Source organism: Microcystis sp. M53602_WE12, assembly GCF_030065455.1.
GTDB lineage: Bacteria > Cyanobacteriota > Cyanobacteriia > Cyanobacteriales > Microcystaceae > Microcystis > Microcystis aeruginosa.
On sequence record NZ_JASJFB010000740.1, the window covers coordinates 1 to 18,786 of the forward strand.

Here is an 18,786-nt window from a genome sequence, read left to right on the forward strand (position 1 = left end):
AATTCATAATAGGCATCGGTGGCATCAAAACGAGTTTGTTCCGAGACTCGTTCCACCTCTAATTCCCGTTGCCGGATCACTTTTTCGGCCCTTTTGATCTGGGCTGTCCGTTCACCCCCTGTATAAACCCCATAGACGATGCTAACACGACCCTGAAAGTTGGTACTATCTTCGGGTCTAACTGCTGGGATTCCCTGTTGACGAGCCAAATTATTCTGTCTTTGGTCAGCTGCCGATTGATCTTGAGTGAGACTGGTTTCCGCTTCGGCCGTGGGTAATAAGGCCGCCTGTTGTTCCTTTAATTGGGCGCGAGCGATTTCTAAATCGACCCGGGCTGTCTGTAAGGTCTGATTATTTTTTAAAGCTAATTCGATCGCTTGATTTAAGGTGATCGGTTGTACTACCCTAATATTCACCTCATCTGGTTTGGTGGGAAAAATTAGGGGATTGCCACTAGGATTAAGATAATTAGGGGCTTTGGGATCCGCTTCCGTGGTTGCCGGTGCCGCCGATGGACCGGGTAATTGAGACACTGGATTGGCAGTAGGTCGGGGTTTCTTCAATAAATCGGCAGCGGACTGAGTTTGTGCCTTAACCGAGGATTCAGCCAAGAAAATCAACCCAAGCACCGCACTCACGGTAATACCATAACGCAAGAGCAACATGAGTATCTCGAAAGTAAACAGTAAACGATAAGAAGTAAATAAGCTCACACCACTATGTTTGCCGATTACTAATTACCGATAGTAACACGGGAGCTTGACTCGTATTGCTCGTGAGACGGGTTTGGGACGGGAGAGTCTCTATAAATCTTTGTCGAATCAGGGTAATCGGTGAGTTTGCTACAGTTCTTAAGGTTTTGCAAGCACTTGGGTTACGCCTGCAAGTTGTACCCATTACCTAAAAATCCCTAATCACTAATCCTACTCCATCCCGACGCGGATCGCCCGTAGCGGTTAATTCCCCCCGATCATTCACTGCCACCCCATGCACACCCCCAAAAAACATATTTTGTTCTTGCCACCGGGATACTTGAGTATTTGCGGGTAAAACCAGATTTTTGAGCATATTTTCCCGATCTTCTAAAGGTTCAATTCCTAATTGTTGATTTTCCCAATGTATGCGCGAGGCAGCGATCGCATCGGCTAAAGATTGCCGAAAATCGATTAAATTGCTAATAACCTGCAAAATAGCGGTGCGAATGCGATTGGAACCCCCAGAACCGAGAACAAATCGCGGCTTTCCTTCCTCTAAAATCATCGTCGGGGACATCATTGAGGATAAACGACGATCAACCGGCCAATTGTGAAAACCAAAGGGATTTAAGTCCGCTTCCCCGATCATATTATTGAGCATAATTCCCGTCCCCGGCACGGTATAAGCCGATCCTTCCCCGTTGGAAAAGGTGGCACTGGCGGCATTACCTTCCCCATCGATAACACTAATATGGGTGGTACTGCCCCATTTATTGGGATATTTGCCTAAAAATTCCGACGAGAGGAATTGCTCTTCGATTCCCTCCTGATGGATAAAATTATCGTAGCCTTGGGCGCGCGCTTGATTGGTTAAGGCCATCACCTCCGTTAAAATTTGCAGATGTTTGGCTCCTAGATGCTCTAAAGCCGATAAATTAACTGCTTCTAGTAATTTTAGGGCAAAAGCTAGGAGAATTCCCCCAGAACTAGGAGGCGGATTAGTCAGTATTTCGTAACCCCGATATTGGGTTTTTAGGGGTTTTCTCTCAAGGACTTGGTAATGATTTAAATCCTCTAGGGTGAGATAACCACCCTCCTGCATATCCTTGGCAATTTGGTGGGCGATTTCTCCCTCATAAAAGTCTTTTACGCCTTTTTTGCTTAATTCCTCTAAGCTGTTGGCAAAATCCCTCATCACACAGCGATCGCCAGCTTGGAGGAGTTTTCCTTGCGGGGCATAGACTTTTAAACCCTCTCTATCTTTGAGCAGAATCGAAGATAGTAAACCCAGGCAAAAGCCGTTATATTGGCTCAAAATGTAGCCTTGTCGAGCATATTCGATCGCTGGTTCCGCTACCACGGCAAAGGGCAATTTTCCCAGTTTTTTCTGCACTGTTTCCAATCCCCGTAACGCTCCGGTCGTTGCGATCGCACCTCGGCCAATGTGAAAATCTTGACTAGCACCACCAAAATTGATCGCCACTGGGTAAAAGTCGATATTTGTCAAGGGTTTTTTATATTTGGGAGTTTGACAAAAAAAATCAAAAAGGGTATTGACTTTTTCTTTGGTATGTGCTAGTAAAAAACCGCCGCCCCCCGCCGAAGCGAGGGTGAATTCGACCACGAAAGCCGCTAAAATCGAGCCAACTATCGCATCGAAGGCATTTCCGCCCATTTCTAAGATTAATTGTCCAGCTTCGGCAGTTTTTGGATGTCCTGCGGCGATAGCGCCCTTGCTTTTGCGAGTCACTTTGATTCAGTTATCAGTTATCAGTTATCAGTTATCAGTTATCAGTGGGGTGTGGGGTGTGGGGTGTGGGGTGTGGGGAGAAGGGAGAATAAATAAAAATAATCTCCTGTCTCCTGTCTCCTGTCTCCTGTCTCCTGAATAGGGCTATTTTTTCAACTGCTTAACCGCTTGATAGATTTCGGGTAAACGCTTGTAAGCGGCTGCTACCTTGAGGAATAGTTTATGCGGCATAGCGGGAGAACCAGAAACCACTTCTCCTGCCCCGATATCGTTGTGAATGCCGGTTTGGGCGGTTGCGATCGCACCGTCCCCGATCGCCGCTTGATTGGCAATGCCCACCTGTCCCGCTAAAATAACACGATTGCCCACTTTTACGCCTCCTGCCATGCCTACCTGTCCTGCAAGGGCGCAAGCTTGGCCAATTTGGCAATTATGGGCAATATGGACGAGATTATCGATCTTAGTCTGGCTACCGATGCGGGTTTCTCCCACTGCCGGGCGATCAACGGTGCTATTACAGCCAATTTCTACCCCATCTTCTAAGACCACGATACCGGATTGTTCCATCTTAAACCAGCCTTCGGTAACCGGCACAAAACCGAAGCCCTCAGCACCGATAACGGCGCCACTGTGGATAACGCAATCATTGCCGATTTGTACCCGTTCATGGATGGTACAGTTAGCGTGGAGAATTGTGCGATCACCAATATGCACTCCGGGGTAAATAACGGCGTTAGGATGAATGCACACCCCATCACCGAGGGTGACATTGGCTTCTACCACGGCATGGGCCCCGATGGCGACTTTATGGCCGATTTTAGCCGATGGATGCACCACGGCGGTGGCGTGAATGTAGGGTTGGGGCTGAAAGGGTTGATAGAATAATTTGATGGCGTGGGCGAATAAAAGTCGGGGATTGGCACTAGCTAACCAAGCGATGCCGCGTTCGTCGGCCTGTTGTTGTAAATTGGTATCCAGGGGCAGAATTAGGGCAGTAGCGTCAGTTTTGGCGACAAAGGCAGCAAATTTTCCCCCTTCGATATAGCTAATGGTATCGACTAGGGCGGTTTCGATGGGAGTTATGGCTTTAATTTGGGGATTTCTGTCGGGATAGGCGGTCAAACTCTGGGATTGTACTAAAGGACTTAATTTTTGGGCAATTTCACTAAATTTCATAAATATATATTGCGATCGAGATAGGGCTTATCCTAGGATAGTTTAAAACTATACTGATAATCTTGTCGTTATTATAGTCAAAAAAGTTGCCAGTTTTTTAGGGAATAATTCCTGTTTTCCATTTCAACAAAGCCGATGTCGATCTGGAGCGGTTTTGGGGATAATTTTGCTCTCTCCAAAACCGATTGGTTTTAGTTTTTACTACTCGATCGAGTTAATACAATTGACCCGAACAGTATTAAGGCGATCAGAGTTGATGGTTCGGGAACTGTTTGAAAATCTAGGTTAAAAATTCCTGACTCTCCCCAAGAAAGGCTAAGATCTACCAGCTTAAAACTGGCTGAATATTTTCCTGGTCGAGAGGCAAGAAACTTCGGTAAAAAGGAGAAGTTATCACCAGTCCCGATCGCATAGATATCGCCAGCATTAGCTAAAATTGTCTGTCCTAAAGAGTTAGCTACTGTTAATCCATCACTAATCTCTAACAGTTGTAAGGATAGGTTGGCATTACCTAAAGACCGATTCCACCGTCCCCCAGAACTGTTAAAAAGAGCTTGTTCTCCCAAGTCAGAGGAATTATTAATAGTTGCCACTGATTGCATCAGTAGATTGCTATATTCCTCCCCAGTGGCAGCACTAACAAAACTATTCTGAAAAATTCCTTTTCCCGCAATTAAGGAGAGAGGAGGCAATCCTGTAGAAGTCTCAGGAATGCGATTATTGCTGTTAGTAGGATTAACTACTGGATTACTAGACGGTCCGGAATAACTGTAAGTGCCGATACCGTGAAAATGAGGGGTTCCCTCTCGGTGAGCAACCAGAAGAGTTAACCGGTTATAGTTAGGATTGGCTAATCCCGCATAGATGCCCCGAGTTAAGGTGATTTGATTATCCACCCCGATATAAAATTCGGGCAAACTCTGACCAATGGCAGGCTCTTCAGCCTTAGCCACCGTTACCAGGGCGAAAGAAAGCGATAAAATGAAGCTAACAGCGATAAATGGATATTTAGGGCTTTTTTCGCCGATTTTATTCCCAGCACAAACTAATCCTACCCCAGAGACCTGTAGAACCATGATTTCTCTCCTTAATTAGAACGATAATCATTATCATTCTAGCGAAAAACCCTTGTTCCGATTCACTTTTGCCAACAAAGTTAATTTAAGTTAACGTGAACAATGCTGTCCCAATAAGTTGCCCGAGCATCTAAAGGGGTCGAGGTGGATCAAGGAACAGGCAACGCTGGAACAGCAGCGGGTCCTCTGGGGATGAGGCCAAATCCCGTCAAAGTTTATCTTGATCAAAAAAGATATAGCGTTTCCTAAGCTAGTGAGGTACACCTATTTTTCTTCCCTTTTGCCTTCTGCCTCTTGCATGAGTGCCTAAAACCCATCACTTTTGTACCTCAGCAGACTGAAAAACGCTATAAACAAAGCTGTACTAGATTTTGCAGTGGGGAATGTGGGTTAAAATAGACCAAGAAAGTTAACAAAAAAATTGTCTCGCTCAAGTCGGCGAAAATCAGCTTATGACCCTTGCGGTGGCGATCAAAAAGTTAAAAAAATCCTACGGTCAGACAGCAGCGGTTAAAGATATCTCCTTTACCGTGGCAGCGGGAGAAATCTTCGGTTTACTCGGTCCCAATGGTGCGGGGAAAACCACCACGATTCGCTGTCTTTGTACCCTTGCTAAACCCGATGGCGGCAAAATCGAGGTGGGGGGTGTCGATGCCCTGAATAACCCCAAATCCGCCCGTAAACGCCTGGGTTACGTTGCCCAAGAAGTCGCCCTCGATAAAATGCTCACCGGCCGGGAACTGTTGCAACTACAAGCGGCTCTCTATCACATTCCCCCTCAAAAGTCAAGAGAGCGCATCAAAGAATTAATAAATCTTTTAGGATTAGAGGAATACGCCGACAAAAAAACAGGAACCTATTCCGGCGGCATCAAAAAACGGCTGGATTTAGCGGCGGGATTACTGCATCAGCCGGAAGTTTTGGTGCTGGATGAACCGACTGTGGGACTCGATATCGAAAGTCGTTTGATTGTCTGGGATTTTCTGCGACAATTGCGGGCGGCCGGAACCAGTGTATTAATTACCAGCCATTATCTCGAAGAAATTGACGCCTTGGCCGATAACTTGGCAATTATCGACAATGGTATCGTCATCGCTCGCGGTACCCCCTCACAACTGAAGGAGCAACTGGGCGGCGATCGCATTACCCTAAAAGTGCGAGAATTTTCCCCAGAGGAAGAAGCCCTAAAAGCGAAAGAGTTATTATCCCGTCTGCCTTTTGTCGAGGAAGTGATCGTTAATACCGTCCAGGGTAACTCCCTGAATCTCATCGTGGCGGCCAATAGCAATCCTTTAAGCAAAATTGAACAAACCCTAGCCGAATCGGGATTACCCGTGTTCAGCATGGCCCAATCCCGTCCTAGTCTCGATGATGTCTATCTGGCGGCCACCGGACGCACCCTGATGGATGCGGAAATTGCCGCCGCCAGCAGTCGCGACCTCAAGGCGGAGAAAAAACAAGCGATGAAGGAATCCTAGTCCGGCGAGAAAGGCTGTAATATTGCCTAATTGCCCGGTTAAATCATCTATAATTGGAGCGATCGATTATATATCAATCAATATGAAAGATAAACGGGTATTGCTGACCGGCGGTACGGGAGGACTGGGTTTAGGAGTCACTCCGGCGGTTTTACACCATGGCGGTCATCTAACCATGACCTATCGGGAGGAAAGGGAGGTAGGTCGTCTGAAATCTCGGCTGAGTGCGGCGGAATTTGAGCGTATTCGCTTTGTCAGGGTGGATTTAACCCAAGAAACTGCCGTGGCTAGATTAATTGATGATCTCGGTCGGGTCGATGTCTTAATTCATCTAGTCGGGGGTTTTACCATGGGGGCGACGGAGGAGTTTAGCTATGAAGATTGGCTAAAAATGTTCGATTTAAACCTCCATAGCACTTTTTTACTGTGTAAACACTGTTTACGCTCGATGAAACTTCATAATTATGGTCGTATCGTCACTATCGGTTCTCGTGGTGCCGTACAACCGGGGGCAAATTTGGCCGCCTATTGTGCCTCGAAAGCGGCGGTAGTGGCTTTAACCCAAGCGATCGCAGAAGAAACCAAACAGACTAATATTACCGCTAACGTGGTTTTGCCCAGTATTATCGATACTCCGGGCAACCGGGAAGCGATGGGAGAGGCAAATGCCAAGGACTGGGTAAGTCCCCAATCTCTAGCCGAGGTGATCTGTTTTCTGGCAGGGGAAGGGGCGAAAGACTTGCGCGGGGCGGCAATTCCCGTCTATGGTTCCCTGTGAGTGGTTTTTTGTCTTCGGGCTGATACACTGATGACGGCGCTCGCTCTTGCTAAAAATTGGGGTTAATTTATGCTTATTCCGATTCTTATCAGTCTTACTATCTTACTTTTATCCTATCTGCTCGGTTCGATTCCCACGGGTTATTTAATCGGTAAATACAGCAAAGGTATCGATATTCGTGACTATGGTTCCGGTTCCACTGGGGCCACCAATGTGCTAAGAACTCTGGGAAAATCTGCCGGGGCGATGGTGTTATTAATTGATATGTTAAAAGGAATGGCGGCGGTGGCCCTGGTACGAGGACTATATTTTATGGATGTCAATCCTCTCCCAGAAAGTTGGTATTATTGGTTAATTATCGGGGCAGCATTGGGGGCAATCATCGGTCATAGTAAATCGATTTTCTTGAATTTTAGCGGTGGTAAATCCGTCGCCACCAGTTTAGGGGTTTTATTGGTGATGAATCCCCTAGTGGCTTGCGGAACTTTGGCGAGTTTTTTAGTTATTCTGGCACTTTTCCGGATTGTTTCTTTAGGTTCGATTATCGGGGCGCTGGTGGTGAATATTTTAATGGTTATTTTAGGTCAACCTCTCCCCTATATTTTATTTAGTTTGATGGGGGGAATCTATGTGATTGTTCGTCATCAGGGTAATATTAAAAGATTGTTGGCAGGGACGGAACCGAAAATAGGCCAGAAAGTACAGCAATCATCGGAAGTAAGTTAATAACTTTCTCAAGTCAGAATAACCACTGTGAAATGAAGTTGACGGCTCAAGAATAGGCTAAGACGCATTTTAACCGCCTATCCTTAGATTAGCTAAATCTCCCCCCGACGTCGGGTAGGGTTGGGGGGGTGTTGCCTCTTTCCCCATCTCAACAAGCAATCTTGTCTTTGAGGTTTAATTAAGACTGTCTGCTGTGGTTTTTAACCAAAGGATAAAACTATTAATATCTTCTTGGACTTGTAGCCATGTATTATAATAGTTATTAACCAGATTTTCTAGTTTTTGTTTTTCCAATTCAAAACCGTAGATATTGCGAACAACGTGCCGAAAGCTTAGGTATTCATTAAGTTTATGCACGGTATCTTCTCGTAATACAGCAGGACGATAATCTTGAGGTTTGCTCATACGATTTAATAGCCTTCTATGCCAGTCATAACTAGATGGTAAGCCACCATTTAACTCAGAAGCGATAATTTGAAAAATTCGTTCACATCCTGTATAGAAGTTATGGAGTTTTAGGGCTAAACTTTCGGCACAAATATGGGCTAGTGCCGGGTTGGTTAGCATTTCCGCTTGAACTAAACGCATTTGGCTTTCTAGCCGATTTAATCTATTAACTTCAGTGGCAATATCAAGGGCGATTTCTTGTAATTCACTGGCACTCATCGGACGCATAAAGACATTCTCCTGTTTGCAAAACTCTTTTAAGAAAATGAGGTTCTAAGTCTTCTATAGGCTTTAAATCAATCCAGCGAGCGCTAATTAAATTAACTTTTCCTAAAGCTTGAAAAAAACTTTCTGGGGGTATGCCAGCCACTGCTAGATCAATATCAGAAGTTTCCTGAAATTTACCTTTAACTAGAGAACCAAACAGGATAATTTTTGTAATTGGGAAATTTTCTTTTAAATAATCAATAACTGGCGGAAGATTTTTCCTTGCCTCTTGAGCTAATTTTTGATTATATTCCTGCTGTTCTTTTTGGCGTTTTTGCCAGTATTCAAGATAGGGATTATTAACCGACATAATCATTATAATATCGAGGATTTAGCTTAACTTTCTGCCCATTGTTCAAAGAAAATTTGAATATCTTTTTCTAAGTTTCTGTAGATTTTTCTTGCCCTGTCTAAATTAACTTTCAATTGCTCATAATCAATATTTGTGCCGTAGGCATGACGAAAAAAGTGCCGAAATCCTCGCAAACTATTTAACAAAGCGGCGGTTTCTGAAGAAATAAAAGCAGGACGAATTCCGGGGATAGGGACAGTCATTCTGTTTAATAAGGCTGTATGCCATTGCCGAGTATCGGCAATATGATTTTCAAAACAGGTAGCCACTATTTTAAGTAAATCCTCAGTGGCACTGTATAAATTATGGATTTGATAGGCAATGCTTTCCAGGCGAATGACATCATCGGGATTAACACCTTCGGCTCTAACAGCTAGTTTACCATCGATCGCTTTGATTAACTGTAATTGAGCATTTATATCAGCTTTCAACAGGATTAGTTGTCGGTTGTCCATAAAATTCCTTCTTCCCGAATTCGGTGGGCAAAATGACAGTTTTTCAGCAGAATAATATCCACCTCTCTCCCCAGATAATAGGACAGAATACTAATAGCCTCAAAGTGCAGTGCGGGATTGATATTTTCGACGGCAATATCCACATCAGAACCGGGGTGAAATTTATAGGGACGAGTCACGGAGCCAAAGATATAAGCTCGATTAATTCCGTATTTTACAGCATTTTCATGAAGCCATTGTTGAGTTTTCGCCAGCAGGGTTTGTCTTTGCTGTTCTCTTTGAATATCTTTTTCTTTGAGGATTTTATCGAGTTCTGGGGTAGGAAAAGCGCTCATGGGCTTATTTTACCATTGAGTTTAAGTAAGTGGTTCTAATTAAATAGAAGATAGATTGTGCCTTCGATCCCCCCTAACCTTGATCAGGGGGGTGCCGAACTGTTTGGTACTTTATTGATGACGACAATGCCCAATTAGCAAAGGTTTGAGCTATTACCACTACCATAAAATCACTACCTATCTTGATTTAGAGGATTTTTTCTAAACCGTAAACGAGGGATTGCAGCTGAGTAACTTTGCGGATAGAGAGGAGAACCCCCGGCATATAACAGGAGCGATCGCTGGTATCATGACGAAGGGTATAGATTTCCCCGGGGGAACCGAAAATGACTTCTTGGTGGGCAATTAAACCGGGTAAACGCACGCTATGAATACGGATGTTCTCAGCAGTTAAACCGCCTCTAGCGCCGGGGATAGTTTCTTTTTCGGAAACTTGGGCAGGATTAAAGGTTTTACCTAATTCTGCCAGTAATTCGGCGGTTTTGAGCGCCGTTCCACTGGGTGCGTCTGCTTTTTGATTGTGATGCAGTTCGATAATTTCCAGATGATCAAAGTAGCGGGATGCTTGCAGGGCAGCCTGTTGTAGTAAAACCATGCCAAGGGAAAAATTGGGGATAACTAAACAGCCGGTGCTGGCTTTTTCGGCAAATTCGGCTAAATCTTGTAGTTGTGCCGGCGATAATCCCGTAGTTCCCACCACGGGACGCACTCCATAGGCGATCGCACTGCGGGTATTGTCATAAACACCGTCGGGATGGGTAAAATCCACCATCACCCCTTGCACTTTTTCCTGAGTTGCCAGGACTAAAACACTCTGCAAATCCTCGAGAATCGGCACTTCTAGGGGTTCACAACCGGCCACTTCCCCCACATCTTGACCTCGAAAAGCTGGATTTCGATCCACTGCACCCACTAAGATCATATCGTCGGCACGAGCAACGGCTTTAATGACTTCCCGTCCCATTTTGCCGGCTGCACCGTTGACAACTACGGGAATCGGGCCTCTATTTTCGGTCATGGTTAATTATTCTCCTTATATATAACCTGAGTTCGGGATAAGAAAAGGGAGAAGTGATCTGCTGAAAAACAGAAAACCATTCAGCCACCTTGCCCTAGAGTTAGTATAGATGCTTTATTCTGTCCTGTCGATGATTTTTGCCAATAATTTGCACCTCAATGCTCAAAAAGCTTACTTGCTTATGGACTGAAGACTCGACAACGAAAAATAAGCTTATGTCTGGGGGAAATTATGACGATTTTAATCGCTTTTCATACGGCGGATTCAGGCTCAGTCTGGTACATCTTCTCAGTGGAAAGGCTTATCCAATAATACTAAATCCGGTTATTAAAAACTGATTATTTAGGGTTTGCTGAATAATGGTAAAACCCTTTTAAAATAAGGCTTTTGACCTGTTAAAATCCGATGTTCATGCTGCGAAAATCGGATTGGGACCATCAAAAACCTTGCATTATCCTTATTATAGTACATAAGTTGGTACAAAAAAGAGAGGGCAACAAAGCCTGAAACTCCCGACGACCGGCTACTGACGACCGGCTACTGACTCCTAACCCCACCAACAAACTTTTTGCCGCAAACCCTATTTAGACCATGTAGCTGAATACTGGAGCGATGCTTGTGCCAATTTACCCAGTTATCAGCACTTTGTTGAGTGGATTCCTGTAACTTTGATTCCTTTTTGCCTCTATCTCAAACATTGCTGCTGATGCGTTTCAAATTTGAATTGGCGTACCAAGATTGGCCATCTCAAAACTTTGAAAACCGCAAAAGCCCTCAATTTTTAGGGATTGTAACATGAGTGATTACCCCGGATTTTCAGTTCTTAAATCTAGTTTATCTCAACCCCAGAAAACACCTCAATTAATGACAGAGCAGCACCAGGGCGATACCGATACCCAAACTTAAACCGACCAGCACTTGAAAAGGAGTATGACCAATTAATTCCTTTAAACGTTCCTCGTTAAATTCCTTGCCCTCCTGGAACATTTCATCGATAATTTGATTGAGAATCCGGGCCTGTTTTCCTGCTGCCTGACGCACTCCAGCCGCATCATACATAACAATAACCGCAAAAAGCGCCGCAATCGCAAATTCGGGACTAGACCAACCCATCTGTAATCCTACCCCAGTCGCCAAGGCCCCCACCAGCGCCGAGTGAGCGCTAGGCATTCCTCCCGACGAGACTAGATAGCGCAGACTCACCTTACCATCGCGGATTAACTCAATCAGCGCTTTTAGTCCCTGGGCAGTGAAACAAGCTAAAAGAGAGACTAGCAGTATTTGATTGTGTAACACCTGCTCGAAGTCCTGCATAATCTCATTCGTTTAATTTAATTTTTACGATTAACAATATACTCGGCGATGGCCCGTAAAGGTTCAGCGGCCTCATCGTAGCTACTCAATTCACCGATGGCACTGTCTATTAACTGTTGAGCTTGCTGGCGGGACCCTTCTATCCCCCAGAGACTGGGATAGGTGGCTTTTTGTGCCTGTAGATCCTTACCGGCGGTTTTACCTAATTCCTCCTTTGTCGCCGTGATATCGAGAACATCATCGATAATTTGGAAAGCCAAGCCAATATTTTGGGCATAGCGGGCTAATTTAGCTATATCTTCCCCTTTTGCCCCCGCTAAAACTGCCCCCGACACCACAGAAGTCTCCAACAGGGCCCCCGTTTTCTGAGTATGGATAAAACCGAGAGTTTCTGCCGAAATATCGGGTTTTCCTTCGGATTCCAAGTCTAAAACCTGACCTCCCACCAAACCCGCTGCCCCGACAGTGCGACCTAAACGGGCAATTACCTCTAAAATCTGTACAGGAGGTACATTACGAGTCTGGGTAGCCACATACTCGAAAGCGTAGGCCAGGAGACCATCCCCAGCTAAAATAGCGATATCTTCGCCAAAAACCTTATGATTGGTTAATTTCCCGCGTCGGTAATCATCGTTATCCATGGCGGGTAAATCGTCATGAATTAATGACATAGTGTGAATCATTTCTAGGGCGCAAGCGGTGGGTAAAGCCATCTCTAGGGAACCCCCCATCAATTCACAGGTAGCCAGACATAAAATCGGCCGCAGCCGTTTGCCACCGGCGAGGAGAGAATAGCGCATCGCCTCGTAGATTTTGGCAGGATTGCCGATAACTAAAGAGCTATCTAAAGCTGACTCGACAATTAACCGCTTTTCCTCTAGATAGGAAGCCAGAGAAAAGCTCTCGTTTTTCCTCACTTCTACCCCTTGTTCGCCCCTAGTAACCATGTCTTTTTGTCTTGAACCGACTGCTTTTAAAACTATATCAGGAAACTCCACCTCGATCGGAATTAAACTGACCGCTCCCTTGTCCCCTAAGCTGTTGACTGTCTAAATTACGCCTTCAGACTGCATGGGAGTGCCAGAATTGACATTCTGAACACTTGTACTACATTTTCCCAGACGGAGAGGGTCTAATTTTCTTTTCTGATGCCTATTTTCTCTTTTAACCTGAAAAAATACCTCCCTCAGCAGCCCAGTCTAGGGATTAGCGAAAAACGGGCGATACAATTGAATTTCGCCGCAGTTATCATCGGAGATGCTAAAGTTTTGATGATTCGGTCAAACTTCCGTTTTCTTAGCTTGCAGTTTAGAAATTTCTCGATTAGCCTAGAAGTAGGATTATCCTAGGAATATATTGTATGCTGCCAGGGCAAATTTTAGGCGATCGATACCAAATTCAAAGTCAGTTAGGTAAACAAACCGGAAGACGCACTTTTCTCGCCCAAGATCTAAAAACGGGTACTACTGTTGTCGTCAAATTATTAATCTTCAGTCCCGATTTTGAATGGACAGATTTAAAACTCTTTGAACGGGAGGCCGAAACTCTTAAACATCTAGATTGTCGCTCGATTCCTGAATATATCGACTATTTTGAAGTTCGCACCGATACCTATCAAGGTTTTGCCCTTGTTCAGAGTTATATCGAGGCTAAATCTCTCAAGGAACAGATAGAAAATGGTCGCAAATTTAGTGAATCAGACCTGCAAGAATTAGCTAAATCTATCCTAGGTATTTTAATTTATCTCCATGGACTTAACCCGCCAATTATCCACCGGGATTTGAAACCTAGTAATATTTTACTAAAAGATCGATCGGGCCATAGTATCGGCAATGTCTATTTAATTGATTTTGGTTCTGTCCAGACTGTTGCTCAACAGGAACAGGCCACTTTAACTATCGTCGGAACCTACGGTTATATGCCCCCCGAACAATTCGGTGGTCGCACCGTTGCCGCTTCTGATTTATACAGTTTAGGAGCGACTTTAATCTATCTAGCTACAGGCATTCATCCCGCAGATTTACCCCAAAAAGATGGCAAGATTCAATTAAATAATTTAGCCAATTTAAGCCCTGCTTTTGTTCATTGGTTAGGGCAATTACTTGAACCTAGTCTCGAGAAAAGGTTTATTTCAGCACAAGCAGCAAATCAAGCTTTAAATACTCTCCACGAAATTCAATTAACTTCCTCGAACCTTGAAAAACCCGCAGGGAGTCGGGTACAGTTGCAAAAAAGCGAGGAGAAAATTAAAATATCTTTACCTCCCGAAGGTTTTACCCCTAAATTAATTTTTTTTGGAGCCTTTGCCATCGCTTGGAACGCTTTTTTATTATTATGGACAGGAGGAGCCGTTTCTACTCCTCTGTGGATGAGTTGGTTTTTTCTGCTCTTTTCCTTTTCCGTGCCTTTTTGGTTTGTAGGTTTAGGACTGCTTTACCAGATTATTTATTGTCTCAAAGGGGAGGAAATTATCACTATTGATAGTCAAGAAATTGTTGCCATTCAGCGAATTTGGGGTTTGACACTTCCGGGCAAAAAGAAAATGGCACGGGAACATATTAATAAACTGGTGAAAGCTGATAGTTATCATAGCAAAGATGGTGATGGCGATCGAGTTTATGTGCCGATGGCTTTAACTATTTGGGCGGGGACTAAAGAATATACTATTAGCAGTAAAACAAAAGAATATCTGAGTCAACCCGAAATTGAATGGTTAGCAGCGGAATTGAGTCAATGGTTAGGAATACCAATTACTAATAAGTAGCCGGTTGCAATCAGCTTTTTTCTCCCTTCTCCCCTCTCCCTTCTCCCTTCTCCGTTCTCCCCCACTGATTACTGATTACTGCTTACTGATAACTGAAAAATCTCCCCACTTCCCCACTGATTACTGTTTACTGCTTACTGATAACTGAAAAATCTCCCCTCTCCCCACTTCCCACCCCCTGATATGGACGAACTGTCTGTGAGCGGTGTAAAATTTTATGAAGAGTCTCGGCTTTTTTCTCCCTTTTCCTGAGAAATCCCCCAGAGCCAGTGACTAAGATCAAAATTGTGCATCCCATCGATAATTAAGTTTATGAGCGCCACTATTACCGTAGAAAAACGCAAATTAGAAAAACCCCCTTTAGAACTGCATTATCTCGGCGATCGAGTCCTGCGTCAACCGGCCAAGCGGATTGCTAAAGTCGATGACAGCATCCGCCAATTAGCCAGAGAAATGCTGCAAACTATGTATAGTTCCAATGGTATCGGTTTAGCGGCTCCGCAAGTGGCAGTCAATAAACAATTGATTGTCATCGATTGTGAACACGATAAACCCGAAAATCCGCCCCTAATTCTGATTAATCCCCAAATTATCGGTTATAGTCGGGAATTGTGCAAAGCGGAAGAGGGTTGTTTGAGTATTCCCGATGTGTTTTTAGATGTCATCCGTCCCCAAGCGATCGAAGTGAGTTATAAAGATGAACAGGGGAAACCGCGAAAACTGCAAGCTAACGGTTTACTAGCGCGGGTAATTCAACACGAAATGGACCATCTTAATGGTGTCATGTTCGTGGACAGAGTAGATAACGATTTGGCACTCAATGAAGAATTAAAAAAACACGGTTTTTCCGTGCAAGCGGTGAAACCGGTCGAGAAAGTGACAAAATAAAGGCATTAGTTAATTTAGGTGAGGAGTGAAGATGACCCCGAAAAGCGGCGTTTTATTGTTATTATCCTGTATTGCAGCGATCGCTGGTGTGGGTTGTGTCTTTGAAATTAGTTCGGGAGAACCGGATTTAGGCAATACCACCACTGGCCTAATTCTAGCGGCAAGTGTGCCACTAACAGCCCTATTTTTTTGGGCGGCGGTTAAAGACACGAGAGCCAATTACAAATAGAATAACTTCCCCTCGGTTGCAGAAGAGAGAATTTATTTCTCTCTTTTGTTTGTTTTAACTACAGGACAAATTGCCAGAAAAAGTTACTACTTTTGAGGACTTTAAGTAGCTGGTTATAATTAAATTAAAAATAGTTTTTAGGTTCGATACCCCCTTAGTACTAGGGTTGATTCATAGTAGGGTTGATTCATGAATCAACCCTACCCTTAGTCCCCCGTTGATAAGGGTGGTGTCTGATAATTTTTAACGCCTACCTACTTATCATCTTTCATGACAATCAATTATCTGCCGATCGGTGAAAATCTGATTAGGTAAAGATTTCCCCCCTCTCTCCTCTATCCGCAATCTAGAATGATAAAATAGGTGAAGTTCAAAGCATCATTCATTAGCTATGACCACAACCTACAAAGTAGAAATTTCCCATTTAGGAACAACACAAACGATCGAAGTTAGGGAAGATCAAACTATACTAAAGGCAGCCTACGATGCGGGGATTGACTTACCCAGTTCTTGCAATGCGGGCGTATGTACTACCTGCGCCGCTCAACTTTCCCAGGGTAGCGTCGAACAAGGAGAGGGCATGGGATTATCCCCCGACCTGCAAAAAGAAGGCTATGCTTTGTTATGTGTGGCCTATCCTCGCTCGGATATTAAACTGGAATCTGGCAAGGAAGAAGTAGTTTATCAACGTCAATTCGGGAAACCCTAGGACAAACTGGGGTTAAGATGACAAATTTTCGGGGGTTTCCCCCCAAAAAACCAGATTTTGAGCCAATAGAACCAGCAAACCCTAACTAATAGCTGAATGCTGACTACTCAGGGAAAACTTTTCCTCTCTACCCTTAAGGGCCGCTTTCATGAAACCAGAAAAGAGAGGATGAGCTTTATTGGGACGAGAGCGAAATTCGGGGTGAAATTGGGTAGCAATAAAGAAAGGATGTTTTGGTAGTTCGATAATTTCCACCAAACGACCATCAGGAGAAGTGCCACTCACCAGATAACCAGTCTCGAAAAAGAGACTACGATAGGCATTATTAAACTCGTAACGGTGACGATGGCGCTCATAGATAACCTCTTGACCGTAGAGGGAGAAAGCCAGACTATCGGGATTTAAACGGCAGGGATAGAGACCTAAGCGCATTGTTCCCCCTAAATCCACCACATCTGCCTGTTCTGGCAGTAAATTAATCACTGGATTGGGTGTATCCTCTTCAAATTCGGAACTATTGGCCCTTTCTAATCGGGCCACATTGCGACCCCATTCGATAATCGAACACTGCATCCCTAAACAGAGACCCAAGAAAGGAATATTATTGACCCTAGCATACTCGATCGCCTTAATTTTGCCATCCACACCCCTAATACCAAAACCACCGGGTACAACAATACCGTCAACACCGCTTAAATGAGCTTCGGCCGAATCGTTATCCACATCTTCAGCACTTACCCAACGCAATTCTATCTCGCTATCAAGGGCAATAGCAGCGTGTTTCAAGGCCTCTACCACCGAGAGATAAGCGTCCCCCAATTGCACATATTTACCAACGATAGCTATCTCTAATTTTTGACTAGGGGATTGCATCTGTCGGATGAGATTTTCCCACTCCTCCAGATGGGGGTATCGGGGACCCAGGTTTAATAATTCTAGGGTTTGTTGCGCTAATCCCTCTTTTTCCAGATTGAGAGGAACTTCGTAGATACTGCTGGCATCCTGAGCAGTAATCACCGATTCCACCGGCACATCACAGAAAGCTGAGAGTTTTTCTTTTAACCCCGGTTGTAGGGGTAGATGACAACGACAGACTAACACATCCGGTTGAATGCCGATCGATCTTAATTCCTTGACCGAGTGTTGCGTCGGTTTAGTTTTCATCTCCTTAGCGGCCGGAATCCAAGGAATTAGGGTAACGTGCATATAAACCACGTTATTTCGACCTACATCCTTCCTAAATTGCCTAATTGCTTCTAAAAAAGGCAAAGATTCGATGTCTCCCACCGTACCACCAATTTCTGTGATGACAATATCGGGGTTGGTATCTTTGGCCACCCGGAGAATCCTTTCCTTGATTTCGTTGGTAATATGGGGAATTACCTGCACGGTTCCCCCCATATAAGCACCACGGCGCTCTTTATTCAATACCGCTTGATAAATCGAGCCAGTAGTCACGCTATTGAGACGGGAGAGTTCCGTATCGGTAAAACGTTCGTAGTGGCCAAGGTCGAGGTCGGTTTCGGCCCCATCATCGGTGACAAATACCTCTCCGTGTTGAAAAGGACTCATCGTACCCGGATCCACGTTGATATAGGGGTCTAATTTCAGAATTGAGACGGAATAATCCCGACTTTTCAACAATCTTCCCAAACTAGCGGCGACAATTCCTTTCCCAATACTGGAGACAACTCCCCCGGTGACAAAGACAAATTTACTCATAAAATTTTTCCTGCGATCAATTATACCTAGCAAGGGGTGAGAGTTTTCGGGATGGGGCGGTGTCATTTTCCCAGATTTCATCGAAAATTTGGGTCTGAAACCCCGTCGTTCTACGACGGCTTTACCGTCAGATTTTAGCGCATTTACACGATATATGCTAGAATGCGAGATATGGAAAAAGCCTATTCTTACCGATTTTACCCAACACCAACACAAGAGTCGCTATTGCGGCGCACATTGGGCTGTGTAAGATTAGTTTACAACAAAGCTCTGCACGAACGAACACAAGCTTGGTATGAAAGACAAGAAAGAGTAGGATATACTGAAACTTCTTCAATGTTGACCGATTGGAAAAAACAAGAAGAATTAGACTTTTTAAACGAAGTTAGCTGTGTACCTTTACCACAAGGGTTAAGACACCTACAAACAGCTTTCACTAATTTCTTGGCTGGTCGTACTAAGTATCCTAACTTTAAGAAAAAACATCAAGGAGGAAGTGCCGAATTTACCAAATCTGCTTTTAAATTTAAAGACAGACAAATCTATTTAGCTAAATGCACAGAACCTTTACCTATTCGATGGTCAAGACAAATACCAGAAAGCTGTG

Annotated in this window: 23 protein-coding genes; 11 read left to right on the forward strand and 12 right to left on the reverse strand. The window is 44.3% G+C overall.

The window, feature by feature from the left end; genetic code table 11:
- On the reverse strand, positions 1–665 hold a 665-nt coding region (locus tag PX482_RS22835), incomplete at its 3' end, for a TolC family protein (RefSeq protein WP_288123069.1).
- 121 nt (positions 666–786) lie between these two features.
- Between PX482_RS22835 and PX482_RS27890 the strand changes: the two genes are divergently transcribed.
- Entirely contained in the window at positions 787–837 is a 51-nt protein-coding gene (locus PX482_RS27890) for a hypothetical protein (RefSeq protein WP_353852218.1), read from the forward strand.
- A 63-nt stretch (positions 838–900) separates the two neighbouring features.
- Here PX482_RS27890 and ggt read toward each other — a convergent pair whose 3' ends face one another.
- Entirely contained in the window at positions 901–2,445 is a 1,545-nt protein-coding gene (gene ggt / locus PX482_RS22840) for a gamma-glutamyltransferase (protein ID WP_288025949.1), read from the reverse strand.
- A gap of 1 nt (position 2,446) precedes the next feature.
- Between ggt and PX482_RS22845 the strand changes: the two genes are divergently transcribed.
- Positions 2,447–2,587: a hypothetical protein gene (locus PX482_RS22845; RefSeq protein WP_288123060.1), complete on the forward strand. Its 141-nt coding sequence runs from the start codon at positions 2,447–2,449 to the stop codon at positions 2,585–2,587.
- Between the two features lie 2 nt (positions 2,588–2,589).
- On the opposite strand, the gene lpxD is transcribed toward PX482_RS22845, so the two are convergent.
- Both lpxD and PX482_RS22855 read right to left on the reverse strand, forming a co-directional pair.
- The gene (gene lpxD / locus PX482_RS22850) at positions 2,590–3,621 is read right to left on the reverse strand and encodes a UDP-3-O-(3-hydroxymyristoyl)glucosamine N-acyltransferase (RefSeq protein WP_288025951.1); all 1,032 of its coding nucleotides are present in this window, start codon (positions 3,619–3,621) and stop codon (positions 2,590–2,592) included.
- Positions 3,622–3,812: 191 nt separating this feature from the next.
- Positions 3,813–4,697, reverse strand: a complete 885-nt coding sequence (locus PX482_RS22855; RefSeq protein ID WP_004159478.1) for an all3515 family Zur-repressed PEP-CTERM protein — start codon at positions 4,695–4,697, stop codon at positions 3,813–3,815.
- A 452-nt stretch (positions 4,698–5,149) separates the two neighbouring features.
- Between PX482_RS22855 and PX482_RS22860 the strand changes: the two genes are divergently transcribed.
- From PX482_RS22860 to plsY, 3 genes are all read left to right on the forward strand, one after another.
- A complete protein-coding gene (locus tag PX482_RS22860; protein WP_004159479.1) occupies positions 5,150–6,175 on the forward strand; it encodes a daunorubicin resistance protein DrrA family ABC transporter ATP-binding protein in 1,026 nt (341 codons plus the stop codon).
- Positions 6,176–6,257: 82 nt separating this feature from the next.
- The gene (gene fabG / locus PX482_RS22865; RefSeq protein ID WP_002798601.1) at positions 6,258–6,953 is read left to right on the forward strand and encodes a 3-oxoacyl-ACP reductase FabG; all 696 of its coding nucleotides are present in this window, start codon (positions 6,258–6,260) and stop codon (positions 6,951–6,953) included.
- Positions 6,954–7,022: 69 nt separating this feature from the next.
- On the forward strand, positions 7,023–7,679 hold the full coding sequence (plsY, locus tag PX482_RS22870; RefSeq protein WP_004159480.1) for a glycerol-3-phosphate 1-O-acyltransferase PlsY: 657 nt from the start codon (positions 7,023–7,025) through the stop codon (positions 7,677–7,679).
- 174 nt (positions 7,680–7,853) lie between these two features.
- Here plsY and PX482_RS22875 read toward each other — a convergent pair whose 3' ends face one another.
- The 7 genes from PX482_RS22875 to crtE form a co-directional block, all read right to left on the reverse strand.
- Positions 7,854–8,354 carry a ribonuclease toxin HepT-like protein gene (locus PX482_RS22875; RefSeq protein ID WP_004159482.1) on the reverse strand — a complete coding sequence of 167 codons (501 nt, stop codon included), beginning with the start codon at positions 8,352–8,354 and terminating at the stop codon, positions 7,854–7,856.
- Complete coding sequence (locus tag PX482_RS22880; RefSeq protein ID WP_012264857.1) at positions 8,332–8,703, reverse strand: nucleotidyltransferase family protein; 372 nt, start codon at positions 8,701–8,703, stop codon at positions 8,332–8,334. Before PX482_RS22880 ends, PX482_RS22875 begins: the two co-directional genes overlap by 23 nt.
- A gap of 26 nt (positions 8,704–8,729) precedes the next feature.
- A complete protein-coding gene (locus tag PX482_RS22885) occupies positions 8,730–9,200 on the reverse strand; it encodes a ribonuclease toxin HepT-like protein (protein ID WP_004159484.1) in 471 nt (156 codons plus the stop codon).
- Complete coding sequence (locus PX482_RS22890; RefSeq protein ID WP_004159488.1) at positions 9,182–9,535, reverse strand: nucleotidyltransferase family protein; 354 nt, start codon at positions 9,533–9,535, stop codon at positions 9,182–9,184. Before PX482_RS22890 ends, PX482_RS22885 begins: the two co-directional genes overlap by 19 nt.
- 187 nt (positions 9,536–9,722) lie before the next feature.
- A complete protein-coding gene (gene dapB / locus PX482_RS22895) occupies positions 9,723–10,553 on the reverse strand; it encodes a 4-hydroxy-tetrahydrodipicolinate reductase (RefSeq protein ID WP_288025959.1) in 831 nt (276 codons plus the stop codon).
- Positions 10,554–11,414: 861 nt separating this feature from the next.
- The gene (locus tag PX482_RS22900; protein WP_079209560.1) at positions 11,415–11,867 is read right to left on the reverse strand and encodes a divergent PAP2 family protein; all 453 of its coding nucleotides are present in this window, start codon (positions 11,865–11,867) and stop codon (positions 11,415–11,417) included.
- Between the two features lie 17 nt (positions 11,868–11,884).
- A complete protein-coding gene (crtE, locus tag PX482_RS22905; RefSeq protein ID WP_288123065.1) occupies positions 11,885–12,814 on the reverse strand; it encodes a geranylgeranyl diphosphate synthase CrtE in 930 nt (309 codons plus the stop codon).
- 201 nt (positions 12,815–13,015) lie between these two features.
- Here crtE and PX482_RS22910 point away from each other — a divergent pair, with 201 nt between their 5' ends.
- The 5 genes from PX482_RS22910 (at position 13,016) to PX482_RS22930 (ending at position 16,457) form a co-directional block, all read left to right on the forward strand.
- Entirely contained in the window at positions 13,016–13,216 is a 201-nt protein-coding gene (locus PX482_RS22910) for a hypothetical protein (RefSeq protein ID WP_043999278.1), read from the forward strand.
- Positions 13,217–13,227: 11 nt separating this feature from the next.
- On the forward strand, positions 13,228–14,631 hold the full coding sequence (locus PX482_RS22915; protein ID WP_004159495.1) for a serine/threonine protein kinase: 1,404 nt from the start codon (positions 13,228–13,230) through the stop codon (positions 14,629–14,631).
- Between the two features lie 312 nt (positions 14,632–14,943).
- The gene (gene def, locus PX482_RS22920; protein ID WP_002748816.1) at positions 14,944–15,519 is read left to right on the forward strand and encodes a peptide deformylase; all 576 of its coding nucleotides are present in this window, start codon (positions 14,944–14,946) and stop codon (positions 15,517–15,519) included.
- Positions 15,520–15,550: 31 nt separating this feature from the next.
- Positions 15,551–15,748, forward strand: coding sequence for a hypothetical protein (locus PX482_RS22925; RefSeq protein WP_002731987.1), 198 nt, complete (start codon positions 15,551–15,553; stop codon positions 15,746–15,748).
- Positions 15,749–16,139: 391 nt separating this feature from the next.
- Entirely contained in the window at positions 16,140–16,457 is a 318-nt protein-coding gene (locus tag PX482_RS22930) for a 2Fe-2S iron-sulfur cluster-binding protein (protein WP_004159498.1), read from the forward strand.
- Positions 16,458–16,538: 81 nt separating this feature from the next.
- On the opposite strand, the gene pyrG is transcribed toward PX482_RS22930, so the two are convergent.
- The gene (gene pyrG / locus PX482_RS22935) at positions 16,539–18,179 is read right to left on the reverse strand and encodes a glutamine hydrolyzing CTP synthase (RefSeq protein ID WP_069475568.1); all 1,641 of its coding nucleotides are present in this window, start codon (positions 18,177–18,179) and stop codon (positions 16,539–16,541) included.
- A gap of 171 nt (positions 18,180–18,350) precedes the next feature.
- Here pyrG and PX482_RS22940 point away from each other — a divergent pair.
- Positions 18,351–18,786 (forward strand): RNA-guided endonuclease InsQ/TnpB family protein (locus tag PX482_RS22940; RefSeq protein WP_288123067.1); only part of this gene is annotated, 436 nt, incomplete at its 3' end.

What these genes read in the sequence shown, in the direction of transcription:
- PX482_RS22860 (WP_004159479.1), top strand. Translation starts at nt 5,150, where the DNA reads ATGACCCTTGCGGTGGCGATCAAAAAGTTAAAAAAATCCTACGGTCAG.
- PX482_RS22910 (WP_043999278.1), top strand. Translation starts at nt 13,016, where the DNA reads ATGCCTATTTTCTCTTTTAACCTGAAAAAATACCTCCCTCAGCAGCCC.
- PX482_RS22915 (WP_004159495.1), top strand. Translation starts at nt 13,228, where the DNA reads ATGCTGCCAGGGCAAATTTTAGGCGATCGATACCAAATTCAAAGTCAG.
- plsY (WP_004159480.1), top strand. Translation starts at nt 7,023, where the DNA reads ATGCTTATTCCGATTCTTATCAGTCTTACTATCTTACTTTTATCCTAT.
- dapB (WP_288025959.1), bottom strand. Translation starts at nt 10,553, where the DNA reads ATGACCGAAAATAGAGGCCCGATTCCCGTAGTTGTCAACGGTGCAGCC.
- PX482_RS22855 (WP_004159478.1), bottom strand. Translation starts at nt 4,697, where the DNA reads ATGGTTCTACAGGTCTCTGGGGTAGGATTAGTTTGTGCTGGGAATAAA.
- PX482_RS22925 (WP_002731987.1), top strand. Translation starts at nt 15,551, where the DNA reads ATGACCCCGAAAAGCGGCGTTTTATTGTTATTATCCTGTATTGCAGCG.
- def (WP_002748816.1), top strand. Translation starts at nt 14,944, where the DNA reads ATGAGCGCCACTATTACCGTAGAAAAACGCAAATTAGAAAAACCCCCT.
- lpxD (WP_288025951.1), bottom strand. Translation starts at nt 3,621, where the DNA reads ATGAAATTTAGTGAAATTGCCCAAAAATTAAGTCCTTTAGTACAATCC.
- crtE (WP_288123065.1), bottom strand. Translation starts at nt 12,814, where the DNA reads ATGGTTACTAGGGGCGAACAAGGGGTAGAAGTGAGGAAAAACGAGAGC.
- PX482_RS22930 (WP_004159498.1), top strand. Translation starts at nt 16,140, where the DNA reads ATGACCACAACCTACAAAGTAGAAATTTCCCATTTAGGAACAACACAA.
- PX482_RS22900 (WP_079209560.1), bottom strand. Translation starts at nt 11,867, where the DNA reads ATGCAGGACTTCGAGCAGGTGTTACACAATCAAATACTGCTAGTCTCT.
- fabG (WP_002798601.1), top strand. Translation starts at nt 6,258, where the DNA reads ATGAAAGATAAACGGGTATTGCTGACCGGCGGTACGGGAGGACTGGGT.
- PX482_RS22880 (WP_012264857.1), bottom strand. Translation starts at nt 8,703, where the DNA reads ATGTCGGTTAATAATCCCTATCTTGAATACTGGCAAAAACGCCAAAAA.
- PX482_RS22885 (WP_004159484.1), bottom strand. Translation starts at nt 9,200, where the DNA reads ATGGACAACCGACAACTAATCCTGTTGAAAGCTGATATAAATGCTCAA.
- PX482_RS22875 (WP_004159482.1), bottom strand. Translation starts at nt 8,354, where the DNA reads ATGCGTCCGATGAGTGCCAGTGAATTACAAGAAATCGCCCTTGATATT.
- PX482_RS22890 (WP_004159488.1), bottom strand. Translation starts at nt 9,535, where the DNA reads ATGAGCGCTTTTCCTACCCCAGAACTCGATAAAATCCTCAAAGAAAAA.
- pyrG (WP_069475568.1), bottom strand. Translation starts at nt 18,179, where the DNA reads ATGAGTAAATTTGTCTTTGTCACCGGGGGAGTTGTCTCCAGTATTGGG.